Source organism: Solitalea longa, assembly GCF_002920915.1.
GTDB lineage: Bacteria > Bacteroidota > Bacteroidia > Sphingobacteriales > Sphingobacteriaceae > Solitalea > Solitalea longa.
Genome location: NZ_PQVF01000002.1, coordinates 302,445 through 322,975, shown reverse-complemented (window position 1 = coordinate 322,975; position 20,531 = coordinate 302,445). Strand labels below are relative to the sequence as shown.

Here is a 20,531-nt window from a genome sequence, read left to right as displayed (position 1 = left end):
GAAATATCTTCTATTAAAAAAAATATATTTAGTTTCAGCCTCAAATAATTTAAATACCTTGAAAAAGTCACTATCCTTATTCATTGCATCAAGTATTTTACTGTTAAATAGTGCGCGAGCTCAAGAGAAATTCACTTTAGAGCAATGTGTTAATTATGCTTTAGAACATAATTTAACAATAAAACAGGCGGCATTTAATATGGCCATTACAGAAGAAGATTTAACTGAATCAAAGTATAACTTACTTCCAAGTATTAATGGTCAGGCTAGTCAAAATTTTAATAAGGGCCGTAATATTAACCCTCAAACCAATCTTTATGTTGATCAGAGCTTGAATTCAACCAATCTTTCGCTCAATGCAGAGGTTGTTTTATTCTCTGGCCTACAAAAGTTGAATTTGATTAAACAGAATAAATATTCTTTGATGTCGCAGCAAAGTAATGTTGAGAAAATTAAGCAAGACATTACTTTAAATGTGGTTTCGGAATTCTTAACCACTTTGTTTAATCAGGAGTTGGTTCGTAATTATGAAAACCAATTAACAGTTAGTCAAGGGCAAGTTGAAGTTGCAAAGAAAAAGGCCGATGTAGGATCAATTACTGAAGCAGATTTTCTTCAGTTCAAAGCTCAACAATCTGTTGATGAGTTTAATTTAACTACGGCTCAAAGCCAGCTAACAATATCGTTGTTGAATCTTCGTCAATTATTAAGTATTGATGCTGATAAGCCATTTGAAATTGTAAGACCCTCAGAAGTCGAACTTATGAATATCGAAACTAAGTACAATTCAATGGCAGTGTATTCAGAAGCGCTTAAGATCAATCCTGAAATTAAAAGACTGGAGTACCAACGTATGGCTTCAGAAAAGTCATTGTCTGTTGCCAAAGGCGGTTATTTGCCAACCTTAAGTTTAGGCGGTTATTATTCAACTAACTATTCTAGTCTTGGTCAAAAAACAATAAGAACTCCATTGCCTGATGCTCCTACAGGACTTTATATTCCTGGTCCGGGTGGTAATAATGTTGCTGTTTATGGGCCAGATGCAAGTGTGTCCTTTTCAGATATTGGTTTTTCTGAGCAAATTAAGAATAACTTAGGTTCTGGAGTTGGATTTACATTACGTGTGCCTATTTTTAATGGTTTGCAAATAAGAACAGGTGTTAGAAAGAGTAAAATTAATTATGAAAACTCTGTTATTAATGAGCAGTTTGCAAAGAATACCTTAAACAAAACAGTAACTCAAGCAGTAGTAGATTTAAATGCAGCTGAAAAGAAGTTTGCTTCAGCGTCAACATCTTTCGAATCACTTAAAAAGGCCTATGAATACAGTCAGAAACGTTTTGATGTAGGTTTGATCAACAGTTTGGACCTGAATATTGCTAAAACTAATTATAGCAAAGCAGAATCAGAAGCATTACAGGCTAAATACGATATGATTTTTAAAAGCAAAGTGATTGATTATTACCTGGGAAAGCCATTAACTTTATAATAAAATAATAGATCAGCAATAACACGAAACTTAAATGAAGAAAAGTAATAAAATGTTATGGTACTTATTAAGTGCCGTCGCGCTGTTAATAATTGTTGCATTTGTAGGTAAGAAACAAGGTTGGATAGGTGGCAAGGATGAGGTGGAAGTATCGATCGACCCGGTTTCTAAACTCACTATTGTTGAAACTGTTTCAGCAAGCGGTAAAATTCAGCCGGAAATTGAAGTGAAACTTAGCCCGGAAGTTTCAGGCGAGTTGGTTGAAATTTATGTAAAAGAAGGTGACCGAGTTAAAAAAGGGCAATTGTTATGTAAAATTCGTCCGGATTTTTATGCTTCTGATTACAGCCGTTCTGAAGCGATGGTAAATGAAGTAAAAGCCAATATGGCCAACAGCCAGGCTCAACTAGCATCAGCTGAAGCGACCTTTAAAAATGCCGAAGCTTCGTATAATCGTAACCAAAAGCTGTTTCAAGAGAAAGTAATTTCTCAATCAGAATATGACGCCGCATTGGCTCAGTACGAGGAGGCTAAGCAAAGGGTAAGCGCAGCTAAGCAAAGTGTACAGGCTTCACGCTATAATGTGGCTTCCACTCAGGCTTCGTTACAACAGTCAGGGGTTAATCTTGCCAAAACAACTATTTACTCTCCAATTGATGGTATTGTTTCTTTATTAAGCGTTAAAAAGGGAGAACGCGTATTAGGTACAGCTCAAATGCAGGGTACCGAAATTATGCGTATCGCTGATTTAAAAAGTATGGAAGCGGTGGTTGATGTAAACGAGAACGATATTAATCGTATCTCCTTGAATGATACAGCCGACATTGAAGTGGATGCGTTCCTTGGTAAGAAGTTTAAAGGCGTGGTTACTTCAATTGCTAACTCCGCTTCAACTGCGAGCTCAACAGCTACCACTGACCAGGTAACTAACTTTCAGGTTAAAGTACATTTAATCCCTTCATCATACGAACAATTATTAAAAGGCGACACGGAATCTCCTTTCCGTCCGGGCTTATCTTCAACAGTAGACATTCATACTGAAAAGGTGACTAATTCGCTTTCTGTTCCTATTCAGGCAGTAACTACCCGTGAGCCTGAAAAGAAAGATGATAAGGACAAAGATGCTCCGCAAAAAAATGATGATAAAAAATCAGAAAAGACCCTGGATCAGGTTCAACCGCTTGTGTTTGTTATGCGTAACGGTGTGGCCCAATCGGTTAATGTTACTACCGGTATTCAGAACGATTCTTTCATCGAAATTAAGTCGGGCTTAAAAGATGGCGATCAGGTAATCACTGGTCCGTATCTGGCAGTATCTAAGACACTTAAGAGTGGAGATAAAGTGAAAAAGGTTGAAAAAGACAAGCTGTATGCCGGAGAAAAGAAAAAATAGTTTTTAAAAATTTCTTAAAAATGGCCTAATTTAATGTAAAATTGGGCCATTTTTATTTTGAAACAATCAATTACAGCCGTTTAATATCATTAATAGGGTTACGTTTTGGCTTCAATTAATTGACTGTTTTACCTTTAAGAACTCAAACCATACAATGCTGACTGAAGAGAAGAAGAATATACTGGTTATTGGCGGAGGAAGCTGGGCAACCGCTATTGTTAAAATGCTTACCGATAATAGCCGTAAGCATACTATTTATTGGTGGATGCGTAATCAGGAGGATATTGATCACCTGAGAAAGTACCGTCATAATCCCCGTTACCTGAGTTCCGTTGAAATTAATATTGAACCCGAAAATTTAACATCCGATCTGAAAAGTTCAGTGGCGAAGGTTGATGTGATCATTTTGGCGGTTCCTGCAGCTTTCTTAAAAGGAGCTATAGCCGAACTTTCTGCCGAAGACTTTAAAGATAAAATAGTTGTTTCAGCGATAAAGGGTTTTGAGCCTTCTGATAATCTTATTATTGGCGAATACTTAAATACGCGCTATAATGTGCCATTTAGTAACATAGCGGTAATTTCAGGCCCTTGTCATGCCGAAGAGGTAGCCCTTGAAAAACTGTCGTACTTAACAATTGCATCGCAAAATACTGAAGTCGCTCAGTTGATCGCGCAAGCCCTTTCAAATCGTTATATCAAAACCACTGTTTCTGATGATATATACGGAACAGAATACGCTGCAGTGCTTAAAAATATTTTTGCGGTTGCAAGTGGAATTTGTCATGGCTTGGGTTATGGTGATAACTTTCAGGCCGTGTTAATTTCTAACAGTATACAAGAAATAAAAAGATTTGTAGATGCCGTTCATCCGATCGGTCGCGATATCAAAGACTCAGCCTATTTAGGGGATTTACTGGTAACGGCCTATTCTCAATTTAGCCGTAACCGCACCTTTGGAAATATGCTGGGGAAAGGATATTCGGTAAAATCAGCACAGTTAGAAATGAACATGGTTGCCGAAGGGTATTATGCCGTAAAATGCTTGCATGAGATCAATCGTATACACAAAGTATATATGCCTATCAGCAGGGCGGTTTATGCCATCCTGTACGAAAATATTTCACCCAGTATGGAGATTAGGCTTCTAGCGGAGAAGTTGAGCTAATACTGTAAAAGATAAATATGTTTTGAAATCGTGATAAGATACATTTTGAAACAAAAAAAGTCCGAATCAACGATTCGGACTTTTTTTATATCGATTAAGTGAGATTACCAACGACCTCTTTTGTCATCGTTACCAGATGGTCTGCGTTCGCGGTTACCACCTCCGTAGCCACCACGACCTCCGCGGTCCCCTCTGTCAGAACGTTCGCCGCTACGTTCGCGGTTGCCACCAAAGCCTCCACTACGGCGCTCACCGCCTTCACGGTTACCACCTTCGCGGTTACCACCAAATGAACGGCGTTCGCCACCGCCAAAGCCTGAACGGCGTTCTTCGCGTTTACGGTCACCATCTTGCGAAATTTCAACACGAACCTGACGGCCGTTGAAATCTTTGCTTTTGAAACCTTCAAAGATCTTGTCAACGTTATCGCTTTCAATTTCAAAGAATGAGTAAACACCTTTAACATCAATACGGCCAATTTTGCTACCGCTTACATGTGCATTATCGCAAATGTAGCGTAACATATCGCCGCGAGTGAAGTCGTCAAGAGAACCCAGGTTAACGAATAAACGAGTGAATTTACCGGCTCCTCCACGCATTGTATGGCGTTCGCCTCTTTCTCCTCTTTCGCCACGCTCAACACGACCTTCGCGCTCGTCCATACGGGCGTTCAAATCAGGAGCGTTTTTATAGTAATCAAGGAAACGGTTGAATTCTAAGGATGCGAAACGTTTGATGATGTCCTCTTTGGTCATATCGGCAAACTCAGCGTTGATACGCTCAAGATATTGATCGATCTGGTCGTTCACTTGTACATTGTGTACTTTGTGAATAAGAGCAAACAGTTGTTTTTCACAAACATCAAATCCGTTAGGAATATCACATTTAGTGAATTTCTTTTTAATGATGCGCTCGATCTGACGGATCTTACCCATTTCTTTGCTATTAACAATAGCCATAGAAATACCGGTTTTACCAGCACGAGCAGTACGTCCACTTCTGTGAGTGTAGCTTTCCACGTCATCAGGTAATGAATAGTTAATTACGTGAGTTACGTCGTTAACGTCAATACCACGGGCAGCAACGTCAGTAGCAATCAATAACTGTAAAGAACGATCGCGGTAGCGTTTCATTACTTTATCGCGTTGTTGCTGTGATAAGTCGCCGTGTAAAGCATCAGCATTGTATCCATCACGGATCAACGCCTCAGCAATTTCCTGAGTTTCAATTTTGGTACGACAAAAAACGATACCGAAGATTTCAGGGTTATTGTCCACTAAACGTTTAAAAGCAGCGTATTTGTCACGTGCTTTTGCAACGTAATATTCGTGTTCAATATTGGCGTTACCTTCGTTACGATTACCTACAGTTAATTCAAATGGGTCGGTCATGTAATTTTGTGAAATACGACGAACCTCATTTGGCATAGTTGCCGAGAATAACCAAGTGTTTTTAGTGTCAGGAGTGTGAGAAAGGATAGCGTTGATGTCTTCCTGGAAACCCATATTCAACATCTCATCAGCTTCGTCTAACACAGAGATCTTAACATTATCAAAGTTGATAACATTACGGTTGATAATATCCAACATACGGCCTGGAGTAGCTACAATGATATGAGCTCCACGCTTAAGGTCGCGCATTTGGTTAATAATGCTGGCACCGCCATAAACGGCTACAACATTAACTTGGCCTAGGTATTTACTGAAATTTACTAAGTCGTTAGTAATTTGTAAGCAAAGTTCGCGGGTTGGACATAATACCAACGCTTGTGGTTGACGCAAATCAAGGTTGATAAGCTCCAACATTGGCAAGCCAAATGCTGCAGTTTTACCGGTACCAGTTTGTGCTAAGCCAACAAAGTCACGATTGCCTTTTAAAAGTTCCGGGATTGCTTGTTCCTGAATAGGAGTAGGCGCTTCGAATCCCAGCTCAGTAATAGCTTGGACAGTTTTGGGGCCAATGCCCAATTGTTCAAATAAATTCATCAAGTTTTTTTAAGTTTTAACCGAATGGTTAACAGGAGGGTAGCTTGGATTTAAAAAGGGGATGATCGCCAGATCAAAATACCTCTCTACCTTTTCCGATAAACATCGGGTGTTTTTTAACAGCGGCAAAGGTAAGGCTATTTTATTTTAAAAAAGAAATTTATTTTTGTTGTAGTTGCTTGATTATCAGGTTTTAATTGTTTTTTTGAAGTAGGCGGCTTGATTTTAATCAACTAAAATAGGGGCTGTTAAGCTTTAAATGCAGAAAATGCGAATTTATCCTTAATAGACCAATTCGCATTTTCTGGCAGAATTAAATTTTATTTCGTAGTAGCTTTATCTTAATCGATCAGCTGAGCGCACAAGATTTTCATCTCTCCTTATCGAACGCAGAGCAAGCATCAGCGCAATAATAATTACAGTGAAAAGATAAGAACCTATATGTGCTTTCCAGTCCGAAACCTGACCGAGACTTTCGGGTTGAGCTTTAATCATCATAAAAACTGAAAGACCTAAAGCCATAAATGCATTTATCCAGCATAGACTAATTTGTCGTTTTCTGTTTTTATACTGAAAAATGGTGATCAAGGCTAAAGCAGCAACAACTATAGTTAAAACAATACCTGGGATATAAGTTTCCACTTGGCTAGGCCCAGCCATTGACATTACATATTTTCCTGATGTTTTAATCTCTACTAGTTCTTTAATGCTGCCTTGCCCAACATTGTCCATGTCGACAAAACTAATAACCGGAACAAAGAATAAAGCTGTTGCAGCAATAAAAGCGATAGCTAAATAGATAGATTGAACGCGTTGTATCATGCTGCCAAATATAGGTAGTCGATAGTCGATAGTCAATAGTCCATAGTTAATTGTCCATAGCCATTTGGCCATTGTTAAGGGCTCTTTTATGTATAAATTGATTCCAATATCATAGTTGGAAATTAATCAAATAATGCGTTGCGCTACACTTTTTACAACCCTCGAATTGAATTTGAGCAATTTGTTTAATTCGTGTCTATCATTGCAGTACTCATGGTAGAAGCATTAAAAAATCGCTGTAACCAATAGTTCATGCTTACGGCCCTTGGACCCAAGTTAAACCCTTTTTTATGCATAAAATTGATTCCTAAGCCACAGTTCAGTGCTACACTATTTATGGCGATTGAAAGTGAATTGGAGCAATTCGTTTAATTCGTGAAATTCGTGTTTATCTTTGGCCGGAAAAACAACTTCTATTTATGAGATTTAAAACTACCCTATTTGTAGTGTTATTAGGTCTAATGATAAACCGTTCGTTGGCTCAAGACTATGTATTGGATTATATATTGGATGCTGATTCTGTAAAGTATGAAGGTTATATTTCCGAGGCAACGCCAAGAAGTATAAAGGTTGGTCTTATACGCAAAAATAAAGATCAGGAATTTCCTGCTGGTGCAATTAAAGGCTACTTCGATGGTATGAGTTCGATGACATATATTTCTAAGAAAGTATTAAATGCTGGTACTGATGAGGAGGATTTCATTTTTATACCTAAAGGAAAAACAATTAATGAAGAAACAACAGTTAAGTTTAAGGAAGGGGAGATGAAGTTCATTTTAAATGAAAAAGTTAGTTATCTGTTTATAACAACTAATGTTGATTTAAGTCCTGGAAATAGAATTGTTGTTACGGAGCTTTATTTAGAAAATGACAAAGTTGGATTAAAAAAAATACCTATTGGTTTTTCGGGTGATAAAACGGAGACTTCTAGGATTTTGGTAGGGTATTTTTGGGATAACTTTTCAATATTAAAAAAAATAAATACCGGTCAAATTAAGAATACAGCTAAGGGGATAAAGGAACTCGTACAGGAGTACTTATTAAGTAATACAACCACAACTAATAATTAACTTAGAGCGTCGGAGATGGAGGAGCAGTTAAAAAAACGCTATTTTGTTGAACTAGCTTACAAAGGCACCAATTTTCATGGCTGGCAAATTCAGCCTAATGCAATTAGTGTACAAGAAGTTTTGAATAAGGCTTTGTCGACTGTGTTGCGTGAAGAAATTGAAACCGTTGGCTGTGGACGGACGGATACAGGTGTCCATGCCACTAATTTCTTTGCTCATTATGATACCATAACTGAAATTACAACTGACAATCAGCCTAAAAGTGAAAATAAATTACAAATTACTCACGAGCGATTAGTTAAGGCGGTAAATGCTTTGGTAGGGTACGAGATCGCTATAAAACGTTTTATAAAAGTAGATGCGGAGGCCCACGCCCGTTTTGATGCAATCAGTCGTTCATATGAGTATCATGTTTATTTCGAAAAAAATCCATTTAAACTCGAAACTGCCTATTTGTTAACTAACAGACCCAATGTGGTGGTAATGAATGAGGCTGCATTGGTAATTATGGAACACACTGATTTTAGTTGTTTCAGCAAAAGCAATACGCAAACCTTTACCAATAACTGTAAGATTACCCGGGCAGAATGGATTGAAGTAGAAGGAGGTTTGGTGTTTCATATCACCGCCGACCGTTTTCTTCGCAACATGGTTAGGGCAATTGTGGGTACTTTACTTGAGGTAGGCAAAGGAAACTTAACGATCAACAACGTTCAGGAAATTTTAGACAGTAAAAACCGTTCAAATGCAGGAGAGTCAGTTCCGGCAGCTGGATTATTCTTAACCACAATTTCCTACCTGTACTTATAAAAAGACAGTGATTGGAAAACTGTTAAATTGAAATATTGTTAAACTGAAATATTGTTAAATGAAAAAATCGTTAAACTGTTTCCGATTAAAGCAATTCAACAATAAAGCCATTTAGCAATATGGCAATAAATCACTTTAACAGTATAACAATCTTGTCATTTAACATTATAACAACAGATCAATTTGTACTTTTAAAACCTTAATTCGTTTCAACCAACTTTATGGCAGTAACTGGTAATGCCCTAGATATAAAACTTACACGAAGAGTACTTAATTATGCCAGGCCCTATAAAGGTATTTTTTATTGGGCCGTAATATTGACCATTTCACTGGCTATTGTGGCTCCTTTACGCCCTTACCTGGTAGAATACACGGTTGATCATTTCATTTTATTTAATGATACAAATGGCTTACTGCGAATGACGGGTTTAATGATAGCGGTTATTCTTTTGCAAACCATCATTCAGTACAACCATACGTATTTTACTAACTGGCTGGGCCAATCGGTAATTAAAGATATTCGGAGAGATACCTTTGATCACATTACTAATCTCCGCTTAAAGTACTTTGATAATACTCCCATTGGTACATTAATAACCCGTACCGTTTCAGATCTGGAAACAATTGCAGATGTGTTTTCTGAAGGATTGATATCGATCATCGGCGATATTTTACAGATCATTACCATCATCGCCTTTATGGTTTATACCGATGCTGTTTTAACGCTGGTGGTTTTAGCGCCAATGCCTTTGCTAATTGGAGCCACATATGTGTTTAAGGAAGCAATAAAATCGGCTTTCCAGGATGTTCGTCAGCAGGTTACCCGTTTGAACACTTTTTTACAAGAGCATATTACGGGAATGTTTGTTACCCAGCTTTTTGGTCGCGAGGAGCAAGAGTTCAATAAGTTTAAAGGCATAAATCGTGCACACAGAAGGGCTAATATTCGTTCTAACTGGTACTATTCCATTTTCTTTCCGGTAGTTGAATTGATTTCAGCCATGTCGGTGGGTTTGTTGGTTTGGTGGGGCTCAAAAGAAATTATCGGCGATAAAATTTCACCTGGAGTAGTGGTTTCTTTCCTGATGTATATAAATATGCTTTATCGCCCAATCAGGGAACTGGCCGATAAGTTCAATACATTGCAAATGGGGTTTGTAAGTGCCGAACGCGTTTTTAAGGTTATTGATACCGATGAAATAACTCCGAATAAAGGAACGTTGAAGCCAGCCGTTCTAAAAGGAGAGGTTGAATTTGAAAATGTTTGGTTTGCCTATAATGATGAGCATTGGGTGCTTAAAGATCTATCGTTTAATATAAAGCCCGGAGAAACCTTGGCACTTGTGGGTGCTACCGGAGCCGGTAAGTCTTCAACAATTAATATTTTAAATCGATTCTATGAAATTGGTAAAGGCTCAGTAAAGTTGGATGGAGTTGATGTAAGGGAGTATGAATTGAACTATCTGCGTTCGTCGATAGCTACCGTTTTACAGGACGTTTTCTTGTTTTCTGATTCTATCTATAATAATATCAGTTTAAAGAATGATAAAATTACACATGAACAAATAGAACAGGCGGCCCGGGAAGTTGGAGCTGTAGATTTTATAAAGCGTTTACCAGGTGGATTTGAGTATAATGTAATGGAACGTGGCGCTACACTTTCAGTAGGGCAGGCCCAGATGATTTCATTTATCAGAGCGCTGGTTTACGATCCTAAAATTTTGGTGTTGGATGAGGCTACTTCTTCTGTAGATACGGAAACCGAGGAACTGATTCAGAACGCGATCCTGAAACTTATGCAGGGACGAACTACTATTGTTATTGCTCACAGGTTGTCAACTATTCAAAATGCCGATAAAATTATTGTGTTGGATAAGGGAGAGATCAAAGAAATGGGCAATCACCAGGAATTGCTAAAACTAAATGGTTTTTACAAACGCTTGTATGATTTGCAATTCAATTCGGTAGGGATTAAAGTGTAAATTAGATTTTAAAGATATTTTGGAAAGCGGGAAATTGACAATAATTGTTGATTTCCCGCTTTTATTTTGATTAGTACTTTATTGCTAATTTCAATTTTGCCCAAAACTGTTCATCAAAAGATGACGTGCCTAAAAGGTTTGTTCCGGTATCATCGCCATGTCTTACCACAACTAAATCCAAACTGGGCACGATATAGATTTTTTTGTCGCCTTTGCCTAAAGCGGAGAACATATCGGCCGGAGCTGATGGGACTAATGAGCCAGGAAAAACAGTTTGCAGCGTTGGTACCATAAAACTGTTCTTGCCGTTTAACCACCACAAATATCCATACGAGGGATTATAGGTATTCGAAGTATTTACCATTGCATTAAAATAGTTCTGGTCCGTCATTAAGGTTTTATCTGCCCATTTGCCTTTATTTAAAATCAGCAATCCAAAACGGGCCATATCCCGTGTATTCAACCACAAAATATAATTCACCCAGGTTGAACCCTTCATTCCAATAACATCCGATAACCGGGTTTTGGTAAAGTTATTCATCGTTGTGCCTGACGCATTGGCAATAACATTTTGTAAGAGGTGATAAGGTGCATTATGATAGGCCCAACGTTTTCCTGCATCTGCTTTATAGATCAAACATGATGGATCGGTACAATCAACATCGGCAACTCCATCATCCAGTCCGGTGGTCATGCTCAGTTGATGTTTAATTGTAATTAGATTTTCCTTTGCTTCGGGCAAACTGGTCCATCCTGTTCCTAAATATTTCGACGTTTTATCATTGATGTTCAATAAACCCTCTTGCTGCGCAATTCCTGTCAGGTAACCTGTCACGCTTTTTCCAGCCGAAGCGATATAATATTTCGTGTCTTTATTCCATCCGTTCCAGTAGTTCTCGGTTACTATCCGCCCTTTATGAATTATCAGTAATCCATAGGTATTAACGCTTTGAGCATAGTTTATGGCTTTGTTCAGTTTTATTTCGTCCCAGCCTAAAGATTTTGGGGTTTCTGTTTCCCAGTTATCACTGTTTATGGGTGGAAAATATGAATTGTTTGAATTGATAAATGGTTCGGGATTGGATTTGGAACAGGAAAAAGCAAATGATATAAAGAAGAGGCAAATGAACAGGATGAATTTTCGGATCATAGCTAAGGTTTTGGTTTTTTGACGAAAGTACTATCGAAACGTTTAATTAAGAAAATTTAATGGTGAATGTTCAAAAGTAGACGCTTGGTTATGCTTAATTAGTTGATTATTAGTTGTTGATGGCATTCTTTTTGTAAATTTAGAATAACCAACCTTATAAAAATTTAAAATGAAAAAGTCAGCACTACTATTATCAGCCATTTTATTTATTGTTTGTTGTCAGCTCAAGGCTCAGAATACGGAAGATGCCAACATGAAAGCCTGGCAAGCTTATATGACTCCTGGGGATGTTCATAAAATGATGGCCAAAGACACCGGGGAATGGAATGAAGATATCACCATGTGGATGTCTCCGGGAACTCCTCCGTTAACTTACAAAGCCTCTTGTGTAAACACAATGATCTTAGGAGGGCGTTACCAAAAAGCAGTTCATACCGGAAATATGATGGGTATGCCTTTTGAAGGGCTGGGAATAACCGGGTATGATAACGCCAAAAAGGTGTTTGTTACTTCATGGATTGACAACTTTGGAACCGGCTTGTTGTACATGGAAGGAATCTGGGACGCAGTAGCCAAGAGCATTACGTTTACAGGCAAATCCGTTGATCCAATGACAGGAAAGGATACTATGATGAAACAAGTGTTGAAATTTATTGATGATAAAACACAGGTTTTGGAAATGTACATGCCTGCTCCCGATGGAAAGGAGTTTAAAACAATGGAGATTAAGCTAACGAAGAAATAATAATCAGCCTCATTTGAGAGTTTTTAATCCTGCCCATGGCCCAAACCATGGGCAGGATTTTTTATGGAAATTCAGCAACTAATTAAGCCACAGAACCAGGCCATAAAATCTTTATATGCATTTTCAAATTATTAAAATAAACTTAGCTTTGCACCACAACTTTTAAACCCTGTAGCATTATTGTTTTTGCCTTTTGAAAACTCTTGATCTTCGGCAGTTTCAATATTTAGGACGAAAAAGAATCAACAAAACACTTTCATAAATAAGCTTAAAATGAGCGTACTTGTTAATAAAAACTCAAAAGTTATTGTTCAAGGATTCACCGGTAGCGAAGGTACTTTCCATGCTTCGCAAATGATCGAATACGGAACAAATGTAGTGGGTGGTGTAACTCCAGGAAAAGGAGGACAACATCACTTAGAATTGCCAGTATTTAACACTGTGGCTGACGCGGTAAAAGAAACTGGCGCTGATGTGTCGATTATCTTCGTTCCGCCTGCATTTGCTGCAGATGCTATTATGGAAGCTGCTGCTGCTGGTATTAAAGTAATTATTTGTATCACTGAAGGTATTCCTACTAAGGATATGATTCAGGTTAAAGAATACTTAAAAGATAAATCAAGCCGTTTAATTGGTCCTAACTGCCCAGGTGTTATGACAGCTGGTGAAGCTAAAGTAGGTATCATGCCTGGTTTTATCTTTACTCCGGGTCGTGTTGGTATTGTTTCTAAATCAGGAACTTTAACTTACGAAGCGGTAGATCAAATTACTAAGCAAAACTTAGGACAGTCAACAGCAATCGGTATCGGTGGAGACCCAATTATTGGTACCACTACTAAAGAAGCAGTTGAATTATTAATGAACGATCCTGAAACTGACGGTATCATCATGATCGGTGAAATTGGCGGTGGAATGGAAGCTGAAGCAGCTCGTTGGATCCAGGCAAACGGTACTAAACCGGTTGTAGGTTTCATCGCAGGCCAAACAGCGCCTCCAGGTCGTCGTATGGGCCACGCTGGTGCAATTGTTGGTGGTGCTGATGACACTGCTGCCGCTAAAATGAAGATCATGCGTGAGTGTGGTATCAGGGTAGTAGAATCTCCTGCTGAAATTGGCGAAGCCATGGCAGAAGAATTGAAGAAAGCCGGAAAGATCTAAAATTAGATATGAGATTTGAGACATGAGATTTGAGAAAAGTTTCATGTCTCATTTCATTTTATACTGATTATTGCGACAAGGGTTGTTCTTGTCGCCTATTTCAAATCTAAACACAAACATGAAACTTCTAGAAGGAAAAGTAGCGCTAATTACCGGTGCATCAAAAGGAATCGGTCGTAAGATTGCTGAGTTGTATGCTAAAAACGGAGCTCAGGTTGCGTTCACTTATTTGTCGTCTGTTGAAAAGGGACAGGCTTTAGAACAAGAATTACAACAATTCGGAACTAAAGTTAAAGGTTACCGTTCAGACGCTTCTGATTATACTGCTGCAGAACAATTGATCAATGATGTAGTAGCTGATTTTGGTAAAATTGACATTGTGGTAAACAATGCCGGTATTACCAAAGATGGTTTATTAATGCGTATGACCGAAGAACAGTGGGATGAGGTGTTACGTGTAAACCTAAAATCGATCTTTAACTTAACTAAAGCTGCTTCTAAACCAATGATGAAACAACGCTCAGGTGTTTTTGTAAACATGAGCTCAATTGTTGGTTTGCAAGGTAATGCTGGTCAGGCTAACTACGCTGCATCAAAAGCAGGTATCATTGGCTTTACCAAATCAATTGCAAAAGAGTTAGGTTCACGTAATATCCGTGCTAACGTAGTTTGTCCTGGTTTTATTAAAACTGAGATGACTGAAGTATTACCAGCAGAGCAAGTAGCAAAATGGGCTGAGTCTATTCCGTTAAAACGTATGGGCGAAACCGAAGATGTAGCTAACTTAACTGTATTCTTAGGTTCTGATATGAGCGCTTATATCACCGGACAGTCAATCGCTGTTTGTGGTGGTATGGAATCGTAATTGATTTTATCTTATAAGACAATATAAAAAACAAGCCGGATTTCGTTAGAAATTCGGCTTGTTAGCTTTTATAGGTAGTTGATGATCAAATGTAGGTACATGGTTTATAAACTACATCAGTATAACTACGCAAATTTTAAATTCTTCAGGTTAGTTTTCCATTAATCGCTTGAAAAATTCGAACTGCTGTTTGATCGAGATTTTCCAATAATCAGGAATATGTCCTCCAGGTTGCGAAATATAAGTAGCTTTAATTTTCAACGAATCACATTTTGCACGGAGCATATTATTGGCTTCATAAAAGAAGTCTTCCGTTCCACAATCGAAAATAATTTGTTTATCGCTGCCTTTTAGTTTGTCAATTTTGTTAACAATTGAATACGCATTCCAGGTGTCGAGCGAAGTCTGATAGCTGCCTACTACCTTGTTAATTCCAAAACGATCGCCCGATGCTTGCAAATAAACACCGCCGCTGGTACTGCCGGCACTTTTGAAAACTTCAGGATGCTCAAGGAAAATATTCAAGGCTCCATGGCCTCCCATGCTTAATCCGGTAATGAAGATATTGCTTTCATCTATCCGGTACCCCGATTTAATTTTAGGCAACAGTGTTTCGTAAAAGAAGTCGACGTATTGGGAATTAGGTTTTATCGGAGAATTAAGATACCATGAATCAAAAAGGCCATCTGGACAAACGATCAATACATTATATTCATCAGCATATTTTTGTGCGTTCATAATTCTGTTCCATTGGTTGTAGTTAGCCGACCATCCATGCAGTAAAAAAACAACTGGTACTTTCTGAACATAATCATATTGTTTCGGTTTGAATACCAATACGGTATCTATGGAAGGAAGTTTAGCGGATTTAAGCAGTAGTTGATCCTGTGCAAAACAACAAAACCCACTGATGAGTAAAACAGCGAATAAAATGGTTCTTTTCATTCGCTAAAAATAAACGAATTCTTAAGTTATTAAAGCCAGACACTGCCAAAAACAATGTAATAAGCCCATTGTTCTGGTCCACGGGCAATGTCAATGCCCATCCGTAAGCCAAATTTCCGGGCAAGCAGGTATCTGAAGCCTGTACCGTAGCTATACGCCAAGGTTGATGAACCAAAGTCATCCCAGCTTTCGAAGGCTTTGCCCGTGCCACCAAAAGCCATTATACTCCAGCGTTTTTTAATGTCCCAGCGAAACTCTGCTTCCGTTAAGATGTCTGCATTTCCCTGGTAACGGTTCGTTGGAATAGCACGCATATCAATATAAGGGAGTAAATAAAATGGAGGGTCGCCCATTGCTTGCTGACCCTCCAATCGTAAGCCTAAAATTAAATTGTTAAGCAGGGGTTTGTAGCTATAAATGAAATAATTGATGAGCCCATAATTATAATCACTCCCAATAATATTATTTGACCAATAAGAATCAATATGAGCTTTAAAACCTTTATTGGGGGTAAATATATTGTCCCTGTTGTCAAATTCAATCATCGGTCCAATTGCTGAAACGGTGCTTGTTAATTCCTGTTGGGTTACAAAATCGGGCAGGGTGCCGTCATATGTTACCTTTGTTCGTCGTAAAAGCGCTTGCAGTCCGGCTGCCCATTTAGGGTCTCTGAATTGTTTTAATGCAAAACCGGTAAATGAAACTGTTTTAAGGTTAAATTCGAATTTTTGCTCTCCGGTAGGTGGCAATGTTCTGTAGTAATCCATGTTTACATCTGAATAGCTGGCAACCACCTTGTACTTTATGCGGTATTGTTTCCATGTGCCTGTTCGAAAAGCGCCAGTTCCCCATGTTTTATTGGCAGTGTAATAAAATACTACGCCAGTTATATCCGGTGGAAGAGGCGTAACCAGCTTTCGATTTCCTATTGAGTCGATATAGGGAGTTCGGGGGGTAAGAAATACAGGAGCAATAGCACCTCCAATATTGCCTAAGGCTGGTTCTGTGATAATGTAAGGAACGGGAATAAATCCATGCGCGTTAATTATCCAGTCGCTCAGGTCAAAAGAGTGATCAAGAGAGTCTTTTAAAGAAAAATGTTTTTTTTGAGCATATACTTTAAATGTTGATAAACAGGTACAAACAGTGGCTGCCCAAAAACAAAACAAGCGTAAATAGGATCTCATTTAAAAGGCGCATTTATTAAAACAGAACTACTTCAAAATAGGAAATTAATGGCAAAGCTTAATCAGGCGGTTGTTACGGCTACTTTAAAGAAAGGTTTCCGTTTATGTACTTAAGATTATACTTAAAACTACGCAGTCGCCATCCTTTATCTGATTTTACAGCTTCTAAATTATAACTGCCAACAAATTCGCGGGTTTTACCTTCTGTTGCCGACTCTTTAAAATGCGATGCAATGGCATAACAATAAATTTCGGCTGTATTATTTATGGTGCTTACCAGGAAATTTCCGGATTGATGGTGAATGGCATCAATACCCTCAAAACCCTTTTCCCAAAGTTGGCAAAGTTCAATGGCGGGAAGTTCTTTCGGCTCTCCGGCTCCAAGGCTCGACATGTCAATGCGGACGTTTTGGGTGAAAACTTCATTTTTTAACTTTTCCCATTGACGATAATCGGTGTAAATAAATAGCTTGTTTGCTAATTCAATTAGTTGTTCTCTTTCGGTCATGTGTGTATGTTTTTGGGTTTATATTTCAATGATTCTCAGTAATTAGGAGTTCTTTCGGTTTGGTTTATAAAAAATATTGAAAGTTGATTTCAACTAAAGCTGTATACTTGCGGACTCGTTGAGCTTATGCTCCATAATTTAATCATTAAATGGATTTAATTCACCAGTTTCTTGGCAGTGACTTAAAAGCTGCATCTTTAATTGTTCTGAACTTAATTGTTATTGAAAGTTTGCTTTCGGTTGATAATGCCGCCGTATTGGCAACTATGGTTATGGACCTGCCTAAGGAAGAACGCAACAGGGCCCTGCGCTATGGTATTTTTGGGGCTTATTTTTTCAGGGGCGTTTGTTTGCTTTTAGCTACCTGGCTTGTGAAAATCTGGTGGTTAAAGCCTTTAGGTGGACTTTATCTATTGTATTTAGCATATGGTTATTTTAAAGGGAAAGCCACTCCTGAAACCGATGATGATCTGATAGATAAAAAAGGCAACTGGTTTTATAAACTAACGGTAGGGTTAATGGGTAACTTTTGGGCAACTGTGGCTTTGGTTGAAATAATGGACCTTGCCTTTTCGATAGATAATGTGTTTGCGGCCGTTGCTTTCACTGATAACATTTACCTGATTTGTACAGGAGTGTTTATAGGCATTTTGGCTATGCGTTTTGTTGCTCAGGCTTTTGTGAAATTAATGGAGAAATTCACCTTTTTGGAAACCATTGCTTTTTTAGTAATCGGATTGTTAGGGTTGAAGCTTTCTGTTTCTATTTATACCCATTTTACTCCGACTAGTGAAATATCACAACTTATTGAAAGCGAACACGCCGATCTGTTTGTGTCCATCTTAACAGTGGCCATATTCGTGATTCCTGTATTAACGTCGGTTTTATTTAATTATCCTAAAAGAAATACGGTAATTGAAGAGCCTTTAGAAGAGTTGATTTCTGAATAATTCACAATTCAAAATTTAAGGTGCTTAAAAAAGCACCTTTGTTTTTATAAATAGGTTTTAAAGCGTGACTGAAAATCACATCACTAAAACTTTTACTTTTTGAATTGCGCTTTGCTTGATTTTTTTAATATTTTAATTCCCTGTTAAAAGGTGCCTACTGGTGCTGTGTACAGGTTACGTTTTACTCTTGAAGATTAAATTAATAACAAATTTTCAGTGATCATTTTTAGCAGTGTTTCTCCCTGGTGGATTATTCCGTGTATAATTTTAGGATTGGGCTATGCCTGGTTACTTTACCATAAAGCTAATTCTCTTCATGCAATATTAAGGAAAGGCTTGTTCGTGATTAGGGCATTGGCCGTTACCTTAATAGCTTTTCTATTGTTGGCCCCGTTGATAAAAACCATTTCGCGTACTGTTGAAAAGCCTTTGATCATTATTGCTTCTGATAACTCATCTTCAATTTTATTAAATAAAGAAGCTGCCGATTATAAGACCACGTTGCCAAAAGCAATTCAACAATTAACAGGCGACCTGTCGGCGAAGTTTGAAGTAAAGAATTACTCATTTGGTGATAAGGTAGAGGAGGGGAATAAAATTGATTTTTCGGCTAAACGTACTGATTTTGGGCAATTGTTCGACGAACTGAACAGCCGTTTCGCCAACCGCAATGTCGGGGCTGTTATTTTGGTCAGCGATGGATTGTATAACCGAGGTCCTAACCCTGTTTATCAGCGATTAAACTTTAATGCATCTGTTTATACCGTTGCCTTGGGCGATACTACTCCGAAGAAAGATTTATTAATTTCTTCGGTGGAGTATAATAAGATCGCCTATTTGGGCAACACCTTTCGAATAAATGTTAATGTTGCTGCATTTGGTCTTCAGAATCAGAAAACGAGATTGAGCGTTTCAAATGGAGGTAAAGTTCTTTATGTAAAAGATGTACCTATTTTTAATACAGATTTTCGTCAATCATTTCCTGTTGACCTTGAAGCGGATAATATAGGAACGCAGCGATATACGGTTAACCTGCAGGTGCTTCCGGGTGAAATTACCCAAAAGAATAATACGCAGCATATTTTTATTGATGTTTTGGATGCCCGTCAGAAAGTATTGATTTTGGCTGATGCTCCACATCCTGATCTGGGAGCTATAAAACAAACACTTGAGAACAATAAAAACTATGAGGCGCAAATTGAACTGGCTGAAAAAGCTAATGGTTTAAAATATGGCGATTATAGTTTGATTATATTACATCAGTTACCTACCTCTAATGCGGGGTCTGCTTCAATTTTGAGCAAGGTGCTTACTTCCGGAGTTCCGGTTTGGTTTATAATTGGTAATCAAACTTATATCGATTTGTTTAACAAGGTTCAATCGGGGGCCAGTATCAATAATTTCAGAAATAGTTATAATGAAACACAGCCCATTTTTCAAGGTGACTTTTTTCAGTTTACTTTTTCTGAAGCGGCACAGCGTCAGTTTACAAACTATCCGCCATTGAATGTTCCTTTTGCCAGGTTTGAAATAAAAAATCAAACGGGAACATTGCTTACGCAACAGGTTGGGTCGGTGAAAACGGGCGAACCATTGTTAAGCTTTATTGATAATAATGGATTGAAAACCGGGTATTTATTTGGTGAGGGAATTTGGCGCTGGCGACTGGCTAATTTTCAGACCACCGGCAATCACGATGCTTTTAATGAGTTTCTAACTAAAACAGTTCAATATTTAACTGCACGTGACGATAAACGTAAGTTCAGAATAACTCAGCCTAAGAAGATCTTCGAAGAGAATGAGCCTATTATTTTTAATGCGGAGCTTTACAATGATAGCTATGAGCCGGTTAATGATCCCGAAGTAACATTGGTGGTTAAAAACAAGGAAGGCCGTAATTACAATTTCACCTTTAGCAGATCTGAAAAGGCTTATTTTTTAAATGTGGGTGTGTTACCGGTTGGCGATTATACTTATACCGCTAAAACTCGATTGGGTGATAAAGAGCAAACTTTTACTGGTATGTTCATCATCAATGCATTAAATATTGAAGAACTTCAGACTACTGCTAATCATCAGTTACTTTATAATTTAGCTAAAAACAATGGTGGGGAACTGATCTATCCCGGTAACCTGAACAAATTAGTTGATTTAATTGCAAAGAAGGATACGATAAAGCCGGTCTCTTATGAAGATAAAACACTTAATGAGCTGGTCAATTTAAAATGGTTATTCGGCTTGATCATGGCTTTACTAACGATCGAATGGTTCATTAGAAAGAGGAATGGAGATTATTAGTATTAAAGA

17 protein-coding genes are annotated in these 20,531 nt (G+C 38.1%); 11 read left to right on the top strand and 6 right to left on the bottom strand.

Annotated features, from left to right (window positions below; genetic code table 11):
* Nucleotides 1–58: 58 nt before the first annotated feature.
* From C3K47_RS03950 to C3K47_RS03940, 3 genes are all read left to right on the top strand, one after another.
* Nucleotides 59–1,489 (top strand): TolC family protein, encoded by a 1,431-nt coding sequence (locus C3K47_RS03950; RefSeq protein WP_165784622.1) that lies wholly within the window; start codon nucleotides 59–61, stop codon nucleotides 1,487–1,489.
* Nucleotides 1,490–1,523: 34 nt separating this feature from the next.
* Nucleotides 1,524–2,882 carry an efflux RND transporter periplasmic adaptor subunit gene (locus tag C3K47_RS03945; protein ID WP_103787814.1) on the top strand — a complete coding sequence of 453 codons (1,359 nt, stop codon included), beginning with the start codon at nucleotides 1,524–1,526 and terminating at the stop codon, nucleotides 2,880–2,882.
* Nucleotides 2,883–3,036: 154 nt separating this feature from the next.
* Nucleotides 3,037–4,047 (top strand): NAD(P)H-dependent glycerol-3-phosphate dehydrogenase, encoded by a 1,011-nt coding sequence (locus tag C3K47_RS03940; protein ID WP_103787813.1) that lies wholly within the window; start codon nucleotides 3,037–3,039, stop codon nucleotides 4,045–4,047.
* A 104-nt stretch (nucleotides 4,048–4,151) separates the two neighbouring features.
* Here the strand turns inward: C3K47_RS03940 and C3K47_RS03935 are convergent, their stop codons facing one another.
* Nucleotides 4,152–6,032, bottom strand: coding sequence for a DEAD/DEAH box helicase (locus C3K47_RS03935; RefSeq protein ID WP_103787812.1), 1,881 nt, complete (start codon nucleotides 6,030–6,032; stop codon nucleotides 4,152–4,154).
* A gap of 336 nt (nucleotides 6,033–6,368) precedes the next feature.
* Nucleotides 6,369–6,854 (bottom strand): DUF4293 domain-containing protein, encoded by a 486-nt coding sequence (locus C3K47_RS03930; protein ID WP_165784621.1) that lies wholly within the window; start codon nucleotides 6,852–6,854, stop codon nucleotides 6,369–6,371.
* Between the two features lie 419 nt (nucleotides 6,855–7,273).
* Between C3K47_RS03930 and C3K47_RS03925 the strand changes: the two genes are divergently transcribed.
* The 3 genes from C3K47_RS03925 (at nucleotide 7,274) to C3K47_RS03915 (ending at nucleotide 10,716) form a co-directional block, all read left to right on the top strand.
* The gene (locus C3K47_RS03925) at nucleotides 7,274–7,924 is read left to right on the top strand and encodes a hypothetical protein (protein ID WP_133159324.1); all 651 of its coding nucleotides are present in this window, start codon (nucleotides 7,274–7,276) and stop codon (nucleotides 7,922–7,924) included.
* A gap of 15 nt (nucleotides 7,925–7,939) precedes the next feature.
* Nucleotides 7,940–8,734 (top strand): tRNA pseudouridine(38-40) synthase TruA, encoded by a 795-nt coding sequence (truA, locus tag C3K47_RS03920; RefSeq protein WP_103787809.1) that lies wholly within the window; start codon nucleotides 7,940–7,942, stop codon nucleotides 8,732–8,734.
* A 221-nt stretch (nucleotides 8,735–8,955) separates the two neighbouring features.
* The gene (locus tag C3K47_RS03915) at nucleotides 8,956–10,716 is read left to right on the top strand and encodes an ABC transporter ATP-binding protein (protein ID WP_103787808.1); all 1,761 of its coding nucleotides are present in this window, start codon (nucleotides 8,956–8,958) and stop codon (nucleotides 10,714–10,716) included.
* A 70-nt stretch (nucleotides 10,717–10,786) separates the two neighbouring features.
* Here C3K47_RS03915 and C3K47_RS03910 read toward each other — a convergent pair whose 3' ends face one another.
* Nucleotides 10,787–11,866, bottom strand: a complete 1,080-nt coding sequence (locus C3K47_RS03910) for a serine hydrolase domain-containing protein (RefSeq protein ID WP_103787807.1) — start codon at nucleotides 11,864–11,866, stop codon at nucleotides 10,787–10,789.
* A 169-nt stretch (nucleotides 11,867–12,035) separates the two neighbouring features.
* Here C3K47_RS03910 and C3K47_RS03905 point away from each other — a divergent pair, with 169 nt between their 5' ends.
* The 3 genes from C3K47_RS03905 to fabG all read left to right on the top strand — a co-directional run bounded on the left by C3K47_RS03905 (nucleotide 12,036) and on the right by fabG (nucleotide 14,634).
* Nucleotides 12,036–12,611, top strand: coding sequence for a DUF1579 domain-containing protein (locus C3K47_RS03905; protein ID WP_103787806.1), 576 nt, complete (start codon nucleotides 12,036–12,038; stop codon nucleotides 12,609–12,611).
* A 273-nt stretch (nucleotides 12,612–12,884) separates the two neighbouring features.
* Nucleotides 12,885–13,769, top strand: a complete 885-nt coding sequence (gene sucD, locus C3K47_RS03900) for a succinate--CoA ligase subunit alpha (RefSeq protein WP_103787805.1) — start codon at nucleotides 12,885–12,887, stop codon at nucleotides 13,767–13,769.
* A 118-nt stretch (nucleotides 13,770–13,887) separates the two neighbouring features.
* On the top strand, nucleotides 13,888–14,634 hold the full coding sequence (fabG, locus tag C3K47_RS03895) for a 3-oxoacyl-[acyl-carrier-protein] reductase (RefSeq protein WP_103787804.1): 747 nt from the start codon (nucleotides 13,888–13,890) through the stop codon (nucleotides 14,632–14,634).
* 150 nt (nucleotides 14,635–14,784) lie between these two features.
* On the opposite strand, the gene C3K47_RS03890 is transcribed toward fabG, so the two are convergent.
* The 3 genes from C3K47_RS03890 to C3K47_RS03880 form a co-directional block, all read right to left on the bottom strand.
* Nucleotides 14,785–15,579 (bottom strand): alpha/beta hydrolase, encoded by a 795-nt coding sequence (locus C3K47_RS03890; RefSeq protein ID WP_103787803.1) that lies wholly within the window; start codon nucleotides 15,577–15,579, stop codon nucleotides 14,785–14,787.
* Nucleotides 15,580–15,608: 29 nt separating this feature from the next.
* Nucleotides 15,609–16,766, bottom strand: a complete 1,158-nt coding sequence (locus C3K47_RS03885) for a BamA/TamA family outer membrane protein (protein ID WP_207765229.1) — start codon at nucleotides 16,764–16,766, stop codon at nucleotides 15,609–15,611.
* Between the two features lie 79 nt (nucleotides 16,767–16,845).
* Entirely contained in the window at nucleotides 16,846–17,274 is a 429-nt protein-coding gene (locus tag C3K47_RS03880) for a nuclear transport factor 2 family protein (protein ID WP_103787802.1), read from the bottom strand.
* A gap of 149 nt (nucleotides 17,275–17,423) precedes the next feature.
* Here C3K47_RS03880 and C3K47_RS03875 point away from each other — a divergent pair, with 149 nt between their 5' ends.
* Both C3K47_RS03875 and C3K47_RS03870 read left to right on the top strand, forming a co-directional pair.
* Nucleotides 17,424–18,224, top strand: a complete 801-nt coding sequence (locus C3K47_RS03875) for a TerC family protein (RefSeq protein ID WP_103787801.1) — start codon at nucleotides 17,424–17,426, stop codon at nucleotides 18,222–18,224.
* Between the two features lie 216 nt (nucleotides 18,225–18,440).
* Nucleotides 18,441–20,522: a hypothetical protein gene (locus C3K47_RS03870; RefSeq protein ID WP_103787800.1), complete on the top strand. Its 2,082-nt coding sequence runs from the start codon at nucleotides 18,441–18,443 to the stop codon at nucleotides 20,520–20,522.
* Nucleotides 20,523–20,531 lie beyond the last annotated feature (9 nt).

Bases quoted from the DNA above. Each gene is read 5' to 3' on its own strand.
- fabG (WP_103787804.1), top strand. From the start codon at position 13,888: ATGAAACTTCTAGAAGGAAAAGTAGCGCTAATTACCGGTGCATCAAAA.
- truA (WP_103787809.1), top strand. From the start codon at position 7,940: ATGGAGGAGCAGTTAAAAAAACGCTATTTTGTTGAACTAGCTTACAAA.
- C3K47_RS03930 (WP_165784621.1), bottom strand. From the start codon at position 6,854: ATGATACAACGCGTTCAATCTATCTATTTAGCTATCGCTTTTATTGCT.
- C3K47_RS03915 (WP_103787808.1), top strand. From the start codon at position 8,956: ATGGCAGTAACTGGTAATGCCCTAGATATAAAACTTACACGAAGAGTA.
- C3K47_RS03945 (WP_103787814.1), top strand. From the start codon at position 1,524: ATGAAGAAAAGTAATAAAATGTTATGGTACTTATTAAGTGCCGTCGCG.
- C3K47_RS03935 (WP_103787812.1), bottom strand. From the start codon at position 6,032: ATGAATTTATTTGAACAATTGGGCATTGGCCCCAAAACTGTCCAAGCT.
- C3K47_RS03885 (WP_207765229.1), bottom strand. From the start codon at position 16,766: ATGAGATCCTATTTACGCTTGTTTTGTTTTTGGGCAGCCACTGTTTGT.
- C3K47_RS03890 (WP_103787803.1), bottom strand. From the start codon at position 15,579: ATGAAAAGAACCATTTTATTCGCTGTTTTACTCATCAGTGGGTTTTGT.
- C3K47_RS03910 (WP_103787807.1), bottom strand. From the start codon at position 11,866: ATGATCCGAAAATTCATCCTGTTCATTTGCCTCTTCTTTATATCATTT.
- C3K47_RS03905 (WP_103787806.1), top strand. From the start codon at position 12,036: ATGAAAAAGTCAGCACTACTATTATCAGCCATTTTATTTATTGTTTGT.
- C3K47_RS03925 (WP_133159324.1), top strand. From the start codon at position 7,274: ATGAGATTTAAAACTACCCTATTTGTAGTGTTATTAGGTCTAATGATA.
- C3K47_RS03940 (WP_103787813.1), top strand. From the start codon at position 3,037: ATGCTGACTGAAGAGAAGAAGAATATACTGGTTATTGGCGGAGGAAGC.
- C3K47_RS03880 (WP_103787802.1), bottom strand. From the start codon at position 17,274: ATGACCGAAAGAGAACAACTAATTGAATTAGCAAACAAGCTATTTATT.
- C3K47_RS03875 (WP_103787801.1), top strand. From the start codon at position 17,424: ATGGATTTAATTCACCAGTTTCTTGGCAGTGACTTAAAAGCTGCATCT.
- sucD (WP_103787805.1), top strand. From the start codon at position 12,885: ATGAGCGTACTTGTTAATAAAAACTCAAAAGTTATTGTTCAAGGATTC.